Consider the following 17,536-nt stretch of genomic DNA (forward strand, 5'->3'; position numbering starts at 1 on the left):
CTTCCCAACGCTGCCTAAACTTGCACCTCGAAAGATTAGATAACACAAATATGAAAATTTTTTACTCTGGATATATTTAAAACTCAAAGAATCAATCCGAATAGACCAAGAAACAACCATAGAATGTAAATAGTAAAAATTCTCGCATACGACGTAAATCAGGAGCCGAAGAGACCCGCATGAATTCCAGACTTGAAACGCGCATCGATCAGGGTACGGGCCGTGAACCGGCGGATATGGTTCTCAAGGGCGGGCGCTTCTTCGACCTCGTCACCGGAGAACTCGTCGCTTCGGATATCGCCATCTGTGGCGACACCATCGTCGGCACCTGCGAGAACTACAAGGGGCGACAGGAAATCGACATTTCCGGAAAGATCGTCGTTCCGGGTTTCATCGATACGCATCTCCATATCGAATCGTCGCTGGTGACACCGCACGAATTCGACCGCTGCGTTTTGCCCTATGGCGTTACCACCGCCATTTGCGACCCGCATGAGATCGCCAATGTTCTGGGCGTTGAGGGGCTTCGGTTCTTCCTCGACAGCGCCATGGAAACCATCATGGACATCCGGGTGCAGCTCTCCTCCTGCGTGCCCGCCACCCATCTGGAAACCGCCGGCGCCGATCTGCCCATCGAAAAGCTGCTGCCGTTTCGCGATCATCCAAAGGTCATCGGGCTTGCCGAATTCATGAATTTTCCGGGCGTCATCCACAAGGATCCGGTGTGCATGGCGAAGCTCGAGGCCTTTCAGGGCCAGCATATCGACGGGCATGCACCGCTTCTCTCCGGCACGGCACTGAACGGCTATCTCGCTGCCGGCATCCGCACCGAACATGAATGCACGAGCGCGACTGAGGCGCTGGAGAAAATCCGCAAGGGCATGCATATTCTGGTGCGCGAAGGCTCGGTCTCGAAGGACCTGCACGCCCTGATGCCGATCATCACCGAGCGCCTGTCGCCCTATCTGGCCCTCTGCACGGATGACCGCAACCCGCTCGACATCGCCGAACAGGGCCATCTCGACTATATGATCCGTACCGCGATCGCCAGCGGCGTGGAACCGCTCGCCATCTACCGCGCCGCCTCCATTTCCGCCGCAAAAGCCTTCGGCCTGCGCGACCGCGGCCTTGTCGCACCGGGCTGGCGGGCCGATCTTGTGATCGTCGACAGCCTGCAGAACTGCAAGGCCAGCATGGTGCTTTCCGGCGGCAGGATCGTCGATGACGCCCTTTTTGCCACGCGCAAACCGGTCGCACCCGTCGGCCTCGACAGCGTCAAGGCAAGACCCGTGCTCGCTTCCCATTTCGGCGTGCCGGTCACGGAGGGCGAAAGCCCTGTCATGGGCGTGCTTCCCGGCAAGATCATTACCGAGCACCGCCGCTACAGGCTGCCGACGGATGGCAACCAGACCACCGTCGATCTTGCGAACGACATCATCAAGGTCGCCGTCATCGAACGCCACGGCAAGAACGGCAACCATGCCAACGGTTTCGTTCAGGGCTTCGGCCTGAAAAAGGGCGCCATCGCCTCCACCGTCGGCCATGACAGCCACAATATCTGCGTTGTCGGCGTGAGCGAGGACGACATGGCGCTGGCCGCCAACCGGCTCGGCGAAATCAAGGGCGGCTTCGTGGTGGTGGAAGACGGCAGGGTGACGGGCGAGATCGCTTTGCCCGTCGCGGGACTGATGAGCCTCGAACCCTATGAGACCGTTCGCGATACGCTGCACACGCTCAGAAAAGCAGCCTATGCGCTCGGCACGACGCTGGAAGAACCCTTCCTGCAGGTCGCCTTCCTGCCCCTGCCCGTCATCCCGCATCTGAAGATTTCCGATATGGGTATGGTGGATGTGGACCGGTTTGCGCTGATCTGACCGTGGCTTGCCGACCGGAGGCAGTGGAAAACGCTCAATCCGCGTTTTGAGGCCGCGAGAGCGGCCTCATGCTTTCGTCTCCGAAGGCCAGGTGACGTAATAATATTTGCCCGCGACCCGGCCAAAATAGGCGTGTTTTCCCGTCGCCTTGTCGACATAGCTGCCGCTTCCATCCCTGGAAAGCTCGCCGTCTTCGCTGCGCTTCAGCTGCGTGTTGAGGAAATCCACCCAGTTGGTCTTGGCAATGTCAGTGGCTGTCGTCGGCTTGGCTTTTTTCTGGTTCGGATCCCACGCATTGATCGTTTTGCCCTGGGTGGGGTTCGAAACCTGCAAGGCCCCACGCTCGAGAGCACTCATCATCGACCGGGCGCGCAGATATTGCGCCGGATCGTCCCCCGCCAGGGAAAGCTTGGCCCTCAGATTCCGCATGAAGGCGGGCGATGCGATATAATCGGCTGACGAGGTTTTGGGGGCTGGTTTCGGTGTTGATGCGCGGGCTGCCGATTGTCCGGAAAGGAAGACCTCTCGGATGGATGGAAGGGCAGCCTTAGCTTTGGCGCTTGACGATGTGGAATTCGCCGTATTGGGCTGACTGAAATTCTTGATTGAAACGGACATGACAATCCCTGCTTCACTTTATGGGTGGAGACCGAAAATCTGTAGGTTTCAATGATTAATACTGGAAGCTTGCTCAAAGCTCGCCAAAAGAGAAGTAAATTTGAAAAAAATACTGTTTAATCGTCATTAATATGATTAAACATAAGTTTTAATCATGAAATAATTAAAATTTAAGATATTATAAAATTCATCAATACTTAAATAGTACTATTCAACGCCCAACACGCAATCATGGCGCCGCATCTGATCGGCGAAAGGCGGCCGCGAAGACTGACATCATCCGCTGGCCTAACAGTGTCGAGAGGTCATGAACCCAAAGGCAGAGACTTGCGAAAATAAACCACCCGCTGCGTTTCCTCAAATCCCAGCGCCGCATGCATGCGATGTGAATCGACATTGGAAATATCGGCATCGGAAGCAAGTTCGCTCACACCCTTGCTCGTCGCCCAACGGGTTACTTCGGCAATCAATGCAGCCGCAACGCCCTGTTTGCGAAACGCCTCCTCCACATAAACGCCTTCGAGAAACGCCACGGGCGAGGTGTCGCATCCGTTGACATAATCCTGCCGCAGGCTGGCTTCGGCAAAACCGATGGCCATGCCCGCCGGATCATAGGCAATAAATCCAACCTCATTGTCGGAGACGTCCTGCAACTCCGCCCGGTGTTCGGCGGGTGAAGCATCCGGCCACAAACGGTGCCGCAGAAGCGACCACTCATCGAGCGATGCTTCGTCAGCCGTCTCGATGGCAAATTGCCCGCTCATGCAACGACCCCGCAAAACACATCCAGCCCCTCGAGCTTCACGATACCCGCATCGAATAACGGTGCGAAACCCGGCATCGGCAGTATATCCGTGACCCGCATGGCCTTCGGTATCGGGAATTCCACCGCCTCACGGGTGAGGTTGAAAACGAAGAGCAGCTTTTCATCCCCCTTCTGGCGCGTGAAGGCCAGCACATCGAGATTGGTCTTGATAAAATGCATATCGCCATCGCGCAGCGCGCCGTGACCTTTTCGGAATGACAAGACGGCGCGGTAATGGTTCAGAACCGAGTCCGGCTTGCGCTCCTGCGAATCCACAGCCTGCATGGCATGGACATAGGGCACCGGCAGCCAGGGCTTTTCAGCGTTGGAAAAACCGGCATTCGGCTTGCCGGTTTCCCACACCATCGGCGTGCGGCATCCGTCACGCCCCTTGAAGGCGGGCCAGAAGCGGATGCCGTAGGGATCGCGCAGGTCCTCGAAGGCGAGTTCCGCCTCGGTCAGACCCAGTTCCTCGCCCTGATAGAGGCATATGGAACCGCGCAGGCTGGCGAGAACGCAGATGGCAAGCTTCGCCACCCGCACCTGCTCCTCCGCACTTTCGGAAAAACGGCTGAGATGGCGAACCACATCGTGGTTGGAAAAGGCCCAGCACACCCAGCCATCCGTCACCACCTTGCCGAAGGTCTCGACCGAGGCGCGCAGATGCTTCGCGCTGAAATCCGACCCCAGCAAGTCGAAAGTGTAGCACATGTTGAGCTTGTCATTGCCGGACGTATAGGCCGCCACCGTCTTCAGCGACCGCGCCCCGTCTCCCACCTCGCCCACCGTGGCGCGGCCCTCATAGTCGTCAAGCAGCGCGCGAAAACGCTTCAGGAAGGCCACGTTTTCCGGCCGCGTCTTGTCGTAGAGATGGTCCTGCATGCCATAGGGATTGACGTCGGAGGCGTCGAGACCGAAACTTTCCTCGTCGAAAAGCGGCGGGTTGTCGCGCAAAAGCTTGTCATGGAAATAATGGTTGACGGTATCGAGCCGGAAACCATCCACGCCGCGATCCAGCCAGAAACGCACGGTTTCCAGAAGCGCATCCTGAACCTCGCGATTGTGGAAGTTCAAATCCGGCTGCGAGGCGAGGAAGCTGTGCATGTAATATTGCTTGCGCACGCCGTCCCATTCCCAGGCCGGGCCGCCGAACACGGAAAGCCAGTTGGTGGGTGCCGTGCCATCCGGCTTGGGATTGGCCCAGACATACCAGTCGGCCTTGCTGTTGGTGCGGCTCGCCCGGCTGTCCACGAACCAGGGATGCTGGTCCGACGTATGCGAGATGACCTGGTCGATGATGACCTTCAGCCCCAGCCGGTGCGCCTCTGCCATCAGCGCGTCGAAATCGGCAAGCGTGCCGAACATCGGATCGACATTGCAATAATCGGAAACGTCATACCCCATATCGGCCATGGGCGAGGTGAAGAAGGGCGAGAGCCAGATGCCGTCGACACCGAGCGAGGCGATATAGGGCAGGCGTTTCGTCACCCCGGCAAGATCGCCATAGCCGTCGCCGGTCGTATCCTGAAACGAGCGCGGATAGACCTGATAGATCACCGCTCCCTTCCACCAGTCCGATTGTGCTTGAGGTTTGTGGACCGGGGCATAGGGCAGCGTCATCGGCGATCTCCTGTGGGCGTCTTGCCAGAGAATATAAAGCCGTTGCCTCCGCGTAAACCGGAACTTCGCACATGCACAAACGGCCAGAACCGCCCTTGTCAGCGGCGCGCACTCGTCGTAAGCCGCATGGCTGGAAAAAACGGGAGGATGACGGCGTGGGCGGACGGTTTCTGTCGATTGGCGAATGCATGGTGGAACTGTCGCAGGCCGGCAACGGGCTGCTGCGCAAGGGTTTTGCCGGCGATACGTTCAATACCGCCTGGTATGCCCGGGCCTGCCTGCCGGGCGACTGGTCGGTCGATTATTTCACCGCACTCGGCGACGATCCTCTTTCTGAAGACATGCTCACCTTCATCGCGGGTGCCGGCATCGGCACGGAGAAAATCCGCCGCATCAATGGCGGCACGCCCGGCCTTTACCTCATCAACCTGAAGGACGGCGAGCGCACCTTCAGCTACTGGCGCAACGCCGCCGCCGCAAGGCAGCTGGCCGCCGATGCGGACCACCTGCGCAGGACGGTGGAAAGCGCCGATGTCGTCTATTTCTCCGGCATCACGCTCGCCATTCTCGCCTCCGCCCATGATGTCGATACGTTCCTCGCCGAACTGCGCCGCGCCAGGGCGGCGGGCAAGCTGGTGGTCTTCGACCCCAACATCCGCCCGCGCCTGTGGGCGGATAAGGATACGATGCTCGAGACCATCTCCAACGGCGCACGCGCCGCAACGCTTGTCATGCCAAGCTTCGATGACGAGGCGAGCCATTTCGGCGATGTCTCCGTGGAAGCGACCATCGACCGCTACCGTTCGCTTGGCGTCGAAAACATCGTCGTGAAGGACGGCGCCAAGGGTGCGACGCTCGATTTCGGCGGCAGCCGCAGTCACGCCCCGGCGGTGAAGGCCGTGGACGTGGTGGATACGACAAGCGCCGGCGACAGCTTCAACGGCGCTTTCCTCGCCCGTTATGTGACCGGCAGTTCGCCGGAGGAAGCGGCCACCTTCGCGGCAAGGGCGGCGGCAACCGTCATCGGCCACCACGGCGCGCTGATCAGCCCCGAACTGCTGCCGCTGGTGGGATAAGGCTCCGCCGCACCGGGGAAGCGCCGTGGACAACCGCAAACTTCTGCGCGCAAACCACACTTCCCCGCCGTCACACACCCTGACATGATCCTGTAACACGCACGCCGCATATACGGGCAGAAGCCGGGCAATGGGGATTCGCCCGCGCGCAGATGAGCAGGATCAGTGTTTCATGACGAGAATCACGATTGTCACAGATGCCTGGCACCCGCAGGTCAACGGCGTGGTTCGCTCCATAGAAAACACCAATACCGAACTCGCGCGGCTCGGCGTCGATGTGCGCATGGTCACGCCGCAGAGTTTTTACAGCATCCCCTGCCCCACCTATCCGGAAATCCGCCTCTCGGTCGCCGGTTATCGTCGTGTGGCGGCGGAGATCGAAAAAAGCCAGCCTTCCTTCGTGCATATTGCGACGGAAGGGCCGCTGGGTTTCATGGCGCGGCGCTGGTGCGTGAAGAACCGCATGCGTTTTTCCACCAGCTATCACACCCGCTTTCCCGAATATGTGGCGGCGCGTTTCCCCGTCCCGGAAAGCTGGCTTTATGCCTTCGTGCGCTGGTTCCACAATGGCGGCAACACCTGCATGGTGGCGACGCCGAGCCTTGAGACCGAACTGGAAGCGCGCGGCGTGCGCAATCTGAAGCGCTGGAGCCGCGGCATCGACGCCGAACTTTTCCATCCCCGCCCGAAGGCAAAGCTGCCTTTCGACCTGCCGAGACCGATCTTCATGACGGTGGGACGTGTGGCGGTGGAAAAGAACCTGCCGGAATTTCTGGAACTGGACCTGCCGGGTTCGAAGGTCGTTATCGGCGACGGCCCCGCCCGCCATGAATTGCAGGAGAAATATCCTGATGTGCTGTTCACCGGCGTCAAGACCGGCGAGGAGCTGGCCGATGCCTATGCGCAGGCCGATGTCTTCGTTTTCCCCTCCAAGACCGATACGTTCGGCAACACCATTCTGGAAGCGCTGGCAAGCGGCGTGCCCGTGGCCGCCTTCCCCGTCACCGGACCGATCGACATTCTCGGCGGCAACCCGGCAGCCGGTGCGCTGGACGATAATCTTCGCGATGCCTGTCTTGCGGCGCTTCATTGTTCGCCGCAGGAGGCGCTGGCGCTTTCCAGAAGCTACAGCTGGGAAAAAGCCTCGCGGCAGTTCCTCGACAATGTCATTCACGCGGCAGGAAAATCCCTGCCGCTGCTGTCGCGTTCTCAACTTGCATAAAGGCGATCCCCGAAATTCTGTTCGGGAACGGTGGACGAAACGAAGCGGGAATGTCACAAGGCAATCAGGACGCGACTGCCGTTATCTTTAGAACGGGGTCGGGCTGCTGATTGACGTCAGGCGGCTGCCGCGAGAACACGCTGGCCGTCCTCTGTTTCCGGATGATACCGCCTCAGGACAAGGGAAGAAGCTCTTTCTGCTGGGCTGCGCACCAGCGATTGATCTTCTCGATGATGTCCATTGCAGCAATCGGCAGGGCGCTGTTGGGTATGACAGCCACCGTCCCGTGGAAAACCAGCACCAGACTGTCGGGCGGCGTGAGTGCGAGATGGTGAAGCCCAGCCTGCGTAGCAACATTGCCTCAAAAGGCCTTTTGCTGACAAAACCTTGAGGATCGACACTGCGCGGCGTAACCCGCCTTCACCATGCTCCGGTAAGCATCTGGCCGGAAAGCGGCACGGTCCGCGCCTTGCCGTCGCGATCCGTTACCGAAAGCGAAGCGGCCATCTGTTTCGGCGACTTGCGGAACCAGTTGGCGGCAACGCTCGCCATATCGCCGATCATCGCCTGCCTGTGCCAGTCGGCAAAGCGCTTGGCCGTGGCTTCGGGTTCGGAGCGATAGAAGAAATCGCCGGATTGCCCGAGATCGTTGATGGATGCCGCCATGGCGACAAGCGGCCGCTGGAACATTTTCGCCGGCACGGAAAGCCCACCGGCACCTTCCGAAAATGCCGGCGCCATGAAATCGATCGCCCAGCCATCCGCCTCGATCCAGCAATGGAAATTCTCGCCCGCACCCGTCACATAACCGTCTTCGCGGTGATCGGCGAACAGCAGCACGGTTCCACCGAGATTATAGGCCGCAAGCCCGCCCTTCGGCACCGCCTTCACCTTGTAATGCTGCTGCAGGATGAAGGCGCCGAAGGTGCTGAAATACATGGAGGCCGAGGCGGGATCGGCATTCTGGCTGATGAGCAGGCTGTTGATGACGCGGTAAATCCGGTGATAGTCGGTCTGCTTGATCAGCATGGTCTTTTATTCTTCAAAACCGTGAAATTGGGACGAGCGGGTGCCCCTTGTTTCTTCTCCCCGAGGGGGAGAAGTCCGCGGCAGCGGGATGAGGGGGCAAGGCCAACGATATGCGGAGAGGTTGCCCCCTCATCTGACCCTTCGGGCCATCTTCTCCCCGGCGGGGAGAAGAAACAGGCCGCGACGCCCTGCGTCAGATCATCGCCGCTTCTTCGCCTTGCTCTCGAACGGATTATCCGAACCCCGATAATGCACACGGATCGGCACGCCCGGCATGTCGAAATCCTTGCGCAGACCGTTCACCAGATAACGCGTATAGCTTTCCGGAATAGCTTCCGGCCGCGTGCAGGAAATCATGAAGGCCGGCGGGCGGGCCTTTACCTGCGTCATATATTTCAGCTTCAGGCGGCGGCCGGAAACGGCCGGCGGCGGATGCTGGGTCGTCTGCGAATCCAGCCAGCGGTTGAGGCGGGCGGTGGAGATGCGGCGGTTCCAGATCTTGTCGGTATCGATGATATTCTGCATCAGCCGGTCGAGGCCATAACCCGTCTGGCCGGAAATCGGCACGGCGCGGATGCCGCGCGCCTGCGGCAGCAGCCGCTCGGTCTTTTCACGCAGATCGGCCAGATAGGCTTGCGGGTCTTCCACCAGATCCCATTTGTTGAAGGCGAGCACGGCAGCGCGGCCCTCGCGGATGACGAGATCGACGAGCTGCAAATCCTGCTTTTCGAAGGGAATGGTGCTGTCGAACACGATCACCACGGTTTCGGCAAAACGGATGGAGCGCAGCGAATCCGCCACCGAAAGCTTTTCCAGCTTCTCCGTCACCTTGGCCTTGCGGCGCATGCCGGCGGTATCGAACATCTTGATGGTGCGGCCGCGCCAGTCCCATTCGACCGAAATACTGTCGCGGGTAATGCCCGCTTCCGGGCCGGTCAGCAGCCGGTCTTCACCGAGAAAGCGGTTGATGAGCGTCGACTTGCCGGCATTCGGCCGGCCGATAATGGCGACGCGCAGCGGCTTGGTCTCGTCATAGACCGGCTCTTCGTCTTCTTCATCGTCGCTGCCCGGCTCGCTGCGCGGCAGAACGATATCCGTCTCCGCCTCATCCACTTCAGGCGGGAAAGCGACGTCTTCGCCGATTGCCTCGACAATGGCGTCGCGCAGGTCGATCATGCCCTGACCGTGTTCGGCCGAGATCGGGCACGGGTCACCGAGGCCGAGCGTGAAGGCGTCGTAGAAACCGGCATCGGAACCGCGCGCCTCGGACTTGTTGGCCACCAGCACCACCGGCTTGCCACGACGGCGCAGCATTTCGCCCAGCGTTTCATCGGCAGGCGTCAGGCCGGCCTTGGCGTCGACGACGAACAGCGTCACATCGGCTTCGTCGATTGCCGCTTCGGTCTGCGCCCACATGCGGCCCTGAAGCGTTTCCGGCCCGGATTGCTCCAGACCGGCGGTATCGATGATGGTGAAACGCAGGTCGACAAGCTTCGCCTCGCCGGGGCGGCGGTCGCGGGTCACACCCGGCGTATCGTCCACCAGCGCCAGCTTCTTTCCGACGAGACGGTTGAAAAGCGTGGACTTGCCGACATTGGGGCGCCCGACTATGGCGACGGTGAAGCTCATTGATCCTGGTTCCTTGAAGCACGTCTGCCCAAAACGTTACCTGTTTTGGGCAAAAGACATGCGTAAAATAAAGAGTTGGATCGCTTTGGCAATGCGAAGAAATGCCGGGGCGATCTCGCGTGGCGAAGCGGCGTTAAGCAGCTTTGCCCGAAGCGGTGATATTGTCGAGCATGATCTGCGCGCGGTTCGTCACGTTGCGCGGCGCCTGCGCGTCGCTGACGATCTGCTCGAACCATTGTTTGGCCTTGACGAAATCGCCGGCCTTGTAGGCGGCGAGACCCAGAGCTTCGCGGGCGGAAGCGCGCATGGTCTGGCCCTCAGTGCTCAGCGGCTCGGCCAGTGCGACGACCTGATCATAGGTGCCGTTGTCCACCAGCAGCCAGGCCGCGCGCACCTTGGCGGTATCGCGGAAGACCTGCGGCGCGGACGTATCGTTGCCAATGGCGGTGAAGGCGGCGATCGCGCCGGCCGCATCGCCCTTCTGCGACAGCAGCGTGGCCGAGCGGAACTTCGCCAGAACCGGATAATTGCCATGGCCGGAGGTTTCGAGATCGGCGAAGGCCTTCAGCGCCTCATCCGTCTTGTTGTCCGAAGCAAGCTTCAGCGCCGCAAGGAACTGGTCGCCGGAATTGGAAGCGCGGCTGGTGTTCCAGTATTCGTAGATACCGGCGCCGGCGGCGCCGAGAACCACGAGAACGGCCGCACCCACGACCACGATACCGTAACGGCCCCAGAAGCGCGACAGCTGCTCGGAACGGATCTGCTCGTTCACTTCGCGGATAAAGGTATCATTCTCGTTTGCCATCAAATTCTCCGTTACCCGCGCGGAGATCGTGTCCCGATCCATCCGTCCGCGGACATACCAAGCCGCTTACCCGGATCGGCAAAAGTAAGGCCAACCGGGTCATGGTCGGCCTTCTAGCCTATTTTGCCTGATATGTAAGGGGGAAACGTTGATTTCCTACAGGACGATGGGCTGAACGCCGATCAACCATTCGTGCAGTTTCAGGATGAAAGCACCCCACAGGACGATGCCGCCGACAACGGCCACCAGATCGTAACGGCCTGAAACGAAGTCCCGGACCACTTTTTCGCCTGCCCGTTCCCGGCGCTTCAGCGAAATCCGCATCACCACGCCCCAGGCGAGGAACGATACGAAAAGAAGAATGGAAGACGTCTCGCCATTGGCCAGAAGATGCGCGAGCGCCCATATCTTGACCGAAAGAATGAGCGGATGTTTCGTCTTCGTCGCGATGTGGCCAGCCGGGATGAGGCTGGCGATAAGACAGATCATCGCCGGCAGCATCAGGGTCACGGCAATGTGGCTCATCCAGACCGGCGGATACCACAACATGCCGGTTTCCTGCCGCGCTTCCCCGAAGGCATAAATGACAAGGCCGAGCGTGATGAGGCTGACGAGCGAATAGACGCCCTTGAAAGGGCCTTCGCCCATCGACGCGATCATCCGCGCGCGAAATTGCGGTGCGACCACCTTCAAAAGATGCGTCAGCAGGAACAAGGCAAGACAGAGTGCGAGAAAAAGCATGAAACACGGTCCCCCGGGTGGAACGAAGCGGCCCTATCACCGCAAGCTGCAACAGGAATTAGGCCGAAAGTCACGAAAACGCCAGACTATTCAAAGCTTCGCCTTATTCCACCCGCAAAAGGCCACGGTGTTTCATATGACGGATGACTGATGTTTCGCCCATTTGCCGCCCTTTCCCTGTCGCTTCTCGCCGCCCTTCCCGCTTTTGCGCAAGAGGCTGAGAAGCCGAAGCAGCTCGTCATCGTGTCCTTCGACGGCGCGGGCGACAATTCGCTGTGGGAAAGAAGCCGGGCGACGGGCAAGCAAGTCGGCGCGCATTTCACCTATTTCCTGGCCTGCACGCTGGTGATGGACAGGAAGACCAGCGCCAAGACCTATCAGGGACCCGGCCAGAAGGCGGGTCGCTCCAATGTCGGTTTCGGCCAGTCGCCGGAAGAGGTGGAGGCAAGGCTCAGAAACATCTGGGCCGCCTATCGCGAAGGTCACGAGATCGGCAACCACACCTGCGGCCATTTCGATGGCGGGCAATGGACCGCCGAACAATGGGACGGCGAATTCACCACCTTCACCAGCACGCTGGAAAACGCCTGGCAGATGATCGGCAAAAAGGGCGAGGAACCCGAAGGCTGGCGCGAGATGGTGAAAAAGATCAATGGTTTCCGCGCGCCCTATCTCTCGCAGGGGCCGGCGCTGACCGAAGCGCAGAAAAAGCACCGTTTCGTTTATGACGCCACCAGCATCACCAAGGGACCGGAATGGCCGGTGGAGCGCGACGGCATAGAGCATTTCGGCCTGCCGCTCATTCCCGAAGGTCCGGGCAACCGCCCGATCATCGCCATGGACTACAATCTCTTCATCCGCCACTCCATCGGCGTCGAGACGCCGGATCGTTCGAAGGAATTCGAGGAGCGCGCCTATACCGCCTTCCGCAATGCATTCGACAGGCAATATAATGGCGAGCGCATTCCGCTACAGATGGGCTTTCACTTCGTAAAGATGAACGGCGGCGCCTATTGGAACGCCTATGAACGGCTGCTGCGCGAGGTCTGCGGCAAGCAGGATGTCGCCTGCGTGAGCTATGCCGAGGCGATGCCGATGATCGAGGCGCGCAAGAAGCTGAAGACCGAGGGCTGAAACCTCTTCATGAAAAAAGGCGGCCGATTGGCCGCCTTTTTGTTTGTCAGGGTCGATCAGCATCCAGCTCGCCGCCTCTTGCTTCCCGAAGCAGGTAGCGCTGGTCGATTTCAGGCAGTTCCTGCCCTTCGATGGCCGCTTCGAAGGCTTTAAGACGTTTGTAGATCGACAGGAGTTCAACAATGGTCGTCCATGAGTTGACGAGGTACTGGAACGAGCCACGGACCTGTTCAAAGACGTTGAGTACCTGGTTCATCAGCCCGAGCGTTACCTTGCCGGCAACGATCGACGGGATGAGTACCAGTGTGCCAAAGATGTTGTCCGCCTGCAGATAAAAGATGCGGGCGACATTGAAGTAGAGATAGTGGAAATAGAGGCGGAAATAATTCTTCCGGACATTCGCGAACAACTCGCTGATGGTCAGGGGATCCGCGCGATCTTCATGGTCTTCACCATAGACAAGTTCTTTTCGATACGCCGCTTCGACGCGCTGATTGCGGAACTCGAGGCCGGGCAGTTTGATACCAACGAGCGCCAGGAAAACGGTTCCGAACACTGACCAAACGATCGCAGCCCATACCAGCGCATGCGGCACGGTCCCGAAAAACGGCAGGTCCGTGATGGTTTCCGAGAAAGTGAACAGTACAGGTAGAAATGCAATCAGAGTCATGATCGCGCGCACGAAGCCCACGCCCAGCCCCTCGACCGTGGAGGAAAAGCGCATCGTATCTTCCTGCACACGCTGCGAGGCACCTTCAATATGCCGCAGACGATCCCAGTTCGACATGTAGAATTCGTTCATCGCCGTGCGCCACCGGAAAATGTAGTGGCTGACGAAAAACAGATTTAGAACGCCAACGAAGATGGCGACGAAGGCAATGCCTGCGAAACCGAGCGACCCCATATATAGCTGCTCAGCCGTAACAGGCGCCGTTCGCGCCAGAGCCTGCTGGATAAGGTCGTAGAACGGCCCGTACCAGGCATTCACCGCAACACTCACCTGCACCGAAAAATACGTCGCGAAAATAATAAGCGCCGAACCGAGCACTGACCAGTTTTGCCAGCGATGGGGCCGATACCAGAACCAGAATGCGGAAAAGATCAGCGCGGCAACGGCATAATAGATGTAGAACCACAGGAACGGCGTGGACCAGAAAACCGAAACGCCGATGACAGGCTCCTGTCCGGCAGGCAAAGGCGGCAAGCCAATGGCGGCGCCCCAATTGCGGCCGCCGGCATACCAAACGCCGATCATGGCCATCGCCCAGACGAAGGCCGACGTGAAGAAGATTTTCGGTTTGGGAAAGAAGGAATGAAACACGTTTCGAACTCACGCGCGTTTGAAATCAGCCATTATTGGCGAAGCACTTATTGGCCCGAACCTAGGGCAGAAATTTGTGCACAGCAATGAAGAAGCGCTGACCTTAACAAGATGTAAGGCGCAGATGGCGGGCGATGGCCACCGGAAACACCGGATGAAAGGCAGGAAAAGACGGCCGCAGCCTAGCGCCGCCGCTCCGTGGCAAGCACTGGCAGCATCAGCAGAATGCTGACGACGAGCACAGCCGAAGCGAGAATGCTGGGCGCGGTAAAACTTCCCGTCACCTCGGCAATCCAGCCGGCGGCGAGTGGCCCGACAATCTGGCCCGTGCCGAAAGCAGCCGTCATCAGCGCAAAGGCGCGGCGCGGGCTCGGCCCGGCAAATTCCCGACCGAGCTGCAGGCCATAGGCGGTGATGACCATGAAGGTCAGCCCGAGAAGCAGGCCTCCGGCGAGAACACCCGGCACCGGCGGCAACATCACGGAAGCGAAGACGCCGGCGGCTTCCACGGCAAGAACGATGACGAAGGCGCGTTTCAGCCCCTGCGATTTCAAGACCGGTTTCCAGAGGAAAAGCGAAATGGCGGCGGCGCAGCCGGTGATGAACCAGGCCAGAAACTCCACGAAAGCGCCGGCGGCGGCCATGCGGGCAATCGCCACGATGAAGGTAGCGGTGATGACGTAACCGAAACCGAAAAGCCCATAGGCCAGCGTCGTCAGGAAGAGCGGCCGCGTCCAGTGGAGCGGCGGCTCCGCCACAGAGGATGCATGTCGCGGCGGGCCTGCGGGCAGCACCCGCCAGACGAGAATGAACGTGATGAAGGAAAAGACGGCACCTGCGATCCACTCCTCCCGCCATGAGGAACCGCCGCCGTCAAAAACGACGCCGATCAGATAGACCGCAAGCGAGGAGATCGCGATGCCAGCACCGACGCCGCCATAATGCAGCGCCTGAACGCTGTCCCTGCCCGCCTTGACGGCATGGCCGATAACGATCTGCGAGGTGAAGATCATGGTCAGTGCGCTCGCGACACCGGCCAGAAACCGGATGACGGTGAAAGCCGCGACGGAGTTGAAAGCCGCCATGGCAAGCAGCAATGCCCCGGTGGAAAACAGGCCGCAAAGCGCCACCAGCCGTTCCCGTCCCGAACCCCACGAATAGGCCGCCAGAACCGCCCCGGCCAGATAACCGGCGAAATTCCCAGCCGCCACGATCCCCGCATCCCCCGCCGAAAGCGGAACATCCGCCATCATGCCGGGCAGAATGGGGGTGAAGGAAAAGCGGCCGAAACCCATGGCGGAGGCCATCATCAGCGCCCCGGAAAATCCAAGTGCGGTCAGATGTTTGGCGGAAAGTGGCTTGTCGATGCTCATGCATGGCTTATCGCAACGGGGCGGATAAGGGACAAGCGAGTTATTTTGATCGGCGTTATAAGCGGTCGTTATCGGTCACGCGGTGAGCGTCGGTGCGCTCCGAGGGTGCCGTGTATTCTTCTCCCCGAGGGGGAGAAGGTGGCCCGAAGGGTCGGATGAGGGGGAACGTTGCCGGACTTCGGAGAGCTTGCCCCCTCATCCCGCTGCCGCGGACTTCTCCCCCTCGGGGAGAAGAAACAAGCGGCACGCGCTCGCTCCGACCTTAAAAGTGAGGGTGACGGAGGCAGGTGTAGCTGTCACTCAGCCAGCGTCAGCACCAGCGGCCCGTTCTTCGTCGCCACCACGGTATGCTCATACTGCACCGTCGGCGCGCTCGGATCGCTATAGAGCGTCCAGGGATCGTCATCGCCATCTTCGGCCCAATAAGCGCCCGTCGAGAGAAACGGCTCGACGGTGAACACCATGCCTTCCTGCATGATGCGCCGCTCGTCCTTGTCCGGCCAGGTCGCCAGTTCCTTCGGCTCTTCGTGCAGCGAGCGGCCGATGCCGTGGCTGGCGAGATTGGTGATGAGCGTATAGCGGTTCTTCTTGGCAAAAGCGCCGATGGCGTTGCCGATATCGGCGAAAGGCCGGCCGGTCTTCACCTGCTGCAGGCCCGTCCACATGGCGCGCTTGCCATCGCGGCAAAGGCGCTCGATGTCCTTCTTCACCGGCGGCACGGCGAAAGACGAGCCGGTATCGCCGAAAAAGCCGTTCTTCACCGCCGAGACATCGATATTGACGAGATCGCCCGCCTTGATGATGCGGGGACCCGGAATGCCGTGAGCCACTTCCTCGTTGACGCTGATGCAGGTCGCACCGGGAAACTTGTAGCAGAATTCCGGCGCCGATTGCGCACCGTTATCCTCCAGCACCTTACGGCCGATGGCATCCAGCTCGGCCGTGGTGATGCCGGGTTCCAGCGCGTCCGCCATGGTCTGCATCGCGACGGCGCACAAACGGCCGATGTCCTTCAGCAGAACCAGTTCTTCTTCGGTGGAAATGACCATGTCTCTGTCCGTCGTTCTGTATGGCGGGTCTGAAAGCGCCCGCCTTGGCAATCATCAGGCCGTGGCTTTCACCGGATCGGCGCTCCCCGTCAATTCTTTTCTGACGATCGGGGCGACTTTCGTACCATAAAGCTCGATGCCGCGCATGATCTGATCGTGCGGCATCAGGCCGATGGCCATCTGCAGCAGGAAGCGGTCATTCCTGAACACGCCATGCGCCTTGATGATCTTTTCCGCCACCAGCTCCGGCTCACCGAGGAAAAGATTGCCCTCTGGCCCGCGTGCCGCATCGAAATGCGCGCGGTTCGTCGGCCCCCAGCCGCGTTCGCGGCCGATGCGGTTCATCACCTCCGCCTGCGGTCCGTAAAACTGGTCCGCCGCCTTGTCCGTGGTGTCGGCAATGAAGCCGTGTACATTGATGCTGGTGCGCAGCTTGGTCTTTTCCTGCCCGGCGCGGCGCGCAGCCTCATGATAGAGATCGAACAGCGGCGCGAAGCGGCGATATTCACCGCCGATGATGGCAAGCGCCACCGGCAGACCCATGGCGCCTGCCCGCGCCACCGATTGCGGCGTGCCGCCAACGGCGATCCAGACCGGCAGACGCTCCTGCAGCGGCCGCGGATAAACGCCACGCCCGTTAATGGCGGGATGCTTGGTGCCGGACCAGGTGACGATTTCCTGCTCCCGCAGCGCCAAAAGCAGATCGAGCTTTTCGGCGAAGAGCACGTCGTAATCCTCAAGATCGTAACCGAACAGCGGGTAGGATTCGATGAAGGACCCGCGCCCGGCCATGATCTCGGCGCGGCCGTTCGACAGGAGATCGACGGTCGAAAACTGCTGGAACACCCGCACCGGATCGTCCGAACTCAGCACCGAAACGGCGCTCGTCAGGCGAATATTCTTCGTCTTCACCGCCGCCGCCGCCAGCACCGTGGAGGGCGAGGAGACGACATAATCCGGACGGTGATGCTCCCCGAGGCCAAAGACATCGAGCCCGACCTGATCGGCAAGTTCGATCTCTTCGATGAGCTCCCGCAGCCGGCGCGCGCCTTCCGGCCCACGGCCATCGGCGGGGTTGGGATTGACATCCGCGAATGTGTAAAGACCGAGTTCCATAGATGATACCTCTGTTTGCTTGCCTCAGAGATAGGGACGGAAGCCCCCGCAGGCAAATGCAGAATCTGGCGCAAAATCTGGATGCTTAGCTTCGAAAAAATGGATGGGCGCGGCCCGTTTCACC

The 17,536-nt window shown here is 60.0% G+C and carries 16 protein-coding genes; 4 read left to right on the plus strand and 12 right to left on the minus strand.

Annotation, left to right across the window (positions count from 1 at the left end; genetic code table 11):
• Positions 1-179 precede the first annotated feature (179 nt).
• The gene (ade, locus tag FGF54_RS10175; RefSeq protein WP_142779585.1) at positions 180-1,874 is read left to right on the plus strand and encodes an adenine deaminase; all 1,695 of its coding nucleotides are present in this window, start codon (positions 180-182) and stop codon (positions 1,872-1,874) included.
• 66 nt (positions 1,875-1,940) lie between these two features.
• Here ade and FGF54_RS10180 read toward each other — a convergent pair whose 3' ends face one another.
• From FGF54_RS10180 to FGF54_RS10190, 3 genes are all read right to left on the minus strand, one after another.
• On the minus strand, positions 1,941-2,303 hold the full coding sequence (locus FGF54_RS10180; RefSeq protein WP_246666940.1) for a hypothetical protein: 363 nt from the start codon (positions 2,301-2,303) through the stop codon (positions 1,941-1,943).
• Between the two features lie 494 nt (positions 2,304-2,797).
• Positions 2,798-3,256 carry an aminoglycoside 6'-N-acetyltransferase gene (gene aac(6'), locus FGF54_RS10185; RefSeq protein ID WP_142779587.1) on the minus strand — a complete coding sequence of 153 codons (459 nt, stop codon included), beginning with the start codon at positions 3,254-3,256 and terminating at the stop codon, positions 2,798-2,800.
• Positions 3,253-4,917, minus strand: coding sequence for an alpha-glucosidase family protein (locus FGF54_RS10190; RefSeq protein WP_142779588.1), 1,665 nt, complete (start codon positions 4,915-4,917; stop codon positions 3,253-3,255). The genes aac(6') and FGF54_RS10190 overlap by 4 nt, the downstream gene beginning before the upstream one ends.
• Before the next feature lie 155 nt (positions 4,918-5,072).
• Here FGF54_RS10190 and FGF54_RS10195 point away from each other — a divergent pair, with 155 nt between their 5' ends.
• Both FGF54_RS10195 and FGF54_RS10200 read left to right on the plus strand, forming a co-directional pair.
• Entirely contained in the window at positions 5,073-5,993 is a 921-nt protein-coding gene (locus FGF54_RS10195) for a sugar kinase (RefSeq protein ID WP_168208052.1), read from the plus strand.
• Positions 5,994-6,165: 172 nt separating this feature from the next.
• Positions 6,166-7,215 carry a bifunctional monoglucosyl/glucuronosyl diacylglycerol synthase gene (locus FGF54_RS10200; protein WP_035240305.1) on the plus strand — a complete coding sequence of 350 codons (1,050 nt, stop codon included), beginning with the start codon at positions 6,166-6,168 and terminating at the stop codon, positions 7,213-7,215.
• Positions 7,216-7,387: 172 nt separating this feature from the next.
• Here the strand turns inward: FGF54_RS10200 and FGF54_RS27725 are convergent, their stop codons facing one another.
• From FGF54_RS27725 to FGF54_RS10220, 5 genes are all read right to left on the minus strand, one after another.
• Complete coding sequence (locus tag FGF54_RS27725; protein ID WP_256366662.1) at positions 7,388-7,516, minus strand: hypothetical protein; 129 nt, start codon at positions 7,514-7,516, stop codon at positions 7,388-7,390.
• A 119-nt stretch (positions 7,517-7,635) separates the two neighbouring features.
• Entirely contained in the window at positions 7,636-8,244 is a 609-nt protein-coding gene (locus FGF54_RS10205; protein ID WP_142779589.1) for a DUF2026 family protein, read from the minus strand.
• Between the two features lie 198 nt (positions 8,245-8,442).
• Positions 8,443-9,873 carry a ribosome biogenesis GTPase Der gene (gene der, locus FGF54_RS10210; RefSeq protein WP_142779590.1) on the minus strand — a complete coding sequence of 477 codons (1,431 nt, stop codon included), beginning with the start codon at positions 9,871-9,873 and terminating at the stop codon, positions 8,443-8,445.
• A 133-nt stretch (positions 9,874-10,006) separates the two neighbouring features.
• Positions 10,007-10,678, minus strand: a complete 672-nt coding sequence (locus tag FGF54_RS10215) for a tetratricopeptide repeat protein (protein ID WP_142779591.1) — start codon at positions 10,676-10,678, stop codon at positions 10,007-10,009.
• 156 nt (positions 10,679-10,834) lie between these two features.
• Positions 10,835-11,419 (minus strand): NnrU family protein, encoded by a 585-nt coding sequence (locus tag FGF54_RS10220; protein WP_065655660.1) that lies wholly within the window; start codon positions 11,417-11,419, stop codon positions 10,835-10,837.
• 150 nt (positions 11,420-11,569) lie between these two features.
• On the opposite strand from FGF54_RS10220, the gene FGF54_RS10225 reads away from it, so the two are divergent.
• Positions 11,570-12,553, plus strand: a complete 984-nt coding sequence (locus tag FGF54_RS10225; RefSeq protein ID WP_142779592.1) for a polysaccharide deacetylase — start codon at positions 11,570-11,572, stop codon at positions 12,551-12,553.
• Positions 12,554-12,599: 46 nt separating this feature from the next.
• Here FGF54_RS10225 and sbmA read toward each other — a convergent pair whose 3' ends face one another.
• The 4 genes from sbmA to FGF54_RS10245 form a co-directional block, all read right to left on the minus strand.
• Positions 12,600-13,874: a peptide antibiotic transporter SbmA gene (sbmA, locus tag FGF54_RS10230; RefSeq protein WP_142779593.1), complete on the minus strand. Its 1,275-nt coding sequence runs from the start codon at positions 13,872-13,874 to the stop codon at positions 12,600-12,602.
• A gap of 182 nt (positions 13,875-14,056) precedes the next feature.
• Complete coding sequence (locus FGF54_RS10235) at positions 14,057-15,247, minus strand: MFS transporter (RefSeq protein ID WP_142779594.1); 1,191 nt, start codon at positions 15,245-15,247, stop codon at positions 14,057-14,059.
• A 296-nt stretch (positions 15,248-15,543) separates the two neighbouring features.
• Positions 15,544-16,296, minus strand: coding sequence for a type I methionyl aminopeptidase (gene map, locus FGF54_RS10240; RefSeq protein WP_065655656.1), 753 nt, complete (start codon positions 16,294-16,296; stop codon positions 15,544-15,546).
• A gap of 54 nt (positions 16,297-16,350) precedes the next feature.
• A complete protein-coding gene (locus tag FGF54_RS10245; protein ID WP_003524232.1) occupies positions 16,351-17,412 on the minus strand; it encodes an LLM class flavin-dependent oxidoreductase in 1,062 nt (353 codons plus the stop codon).
• Between the last annotated feature and the right edge of the window lie 124 nt (positions 17,413-17,536).

The organism is Agrobacterium sp. T29 (assembly GCF_006970545.1).
Taxonomy (GTDB): Bacteria; Pseudomonadota; Alphaproteobacteria; order Rhizobiales; family Rhizobiaceae; genus Agrobacterium; species Agrobacterium leguminum.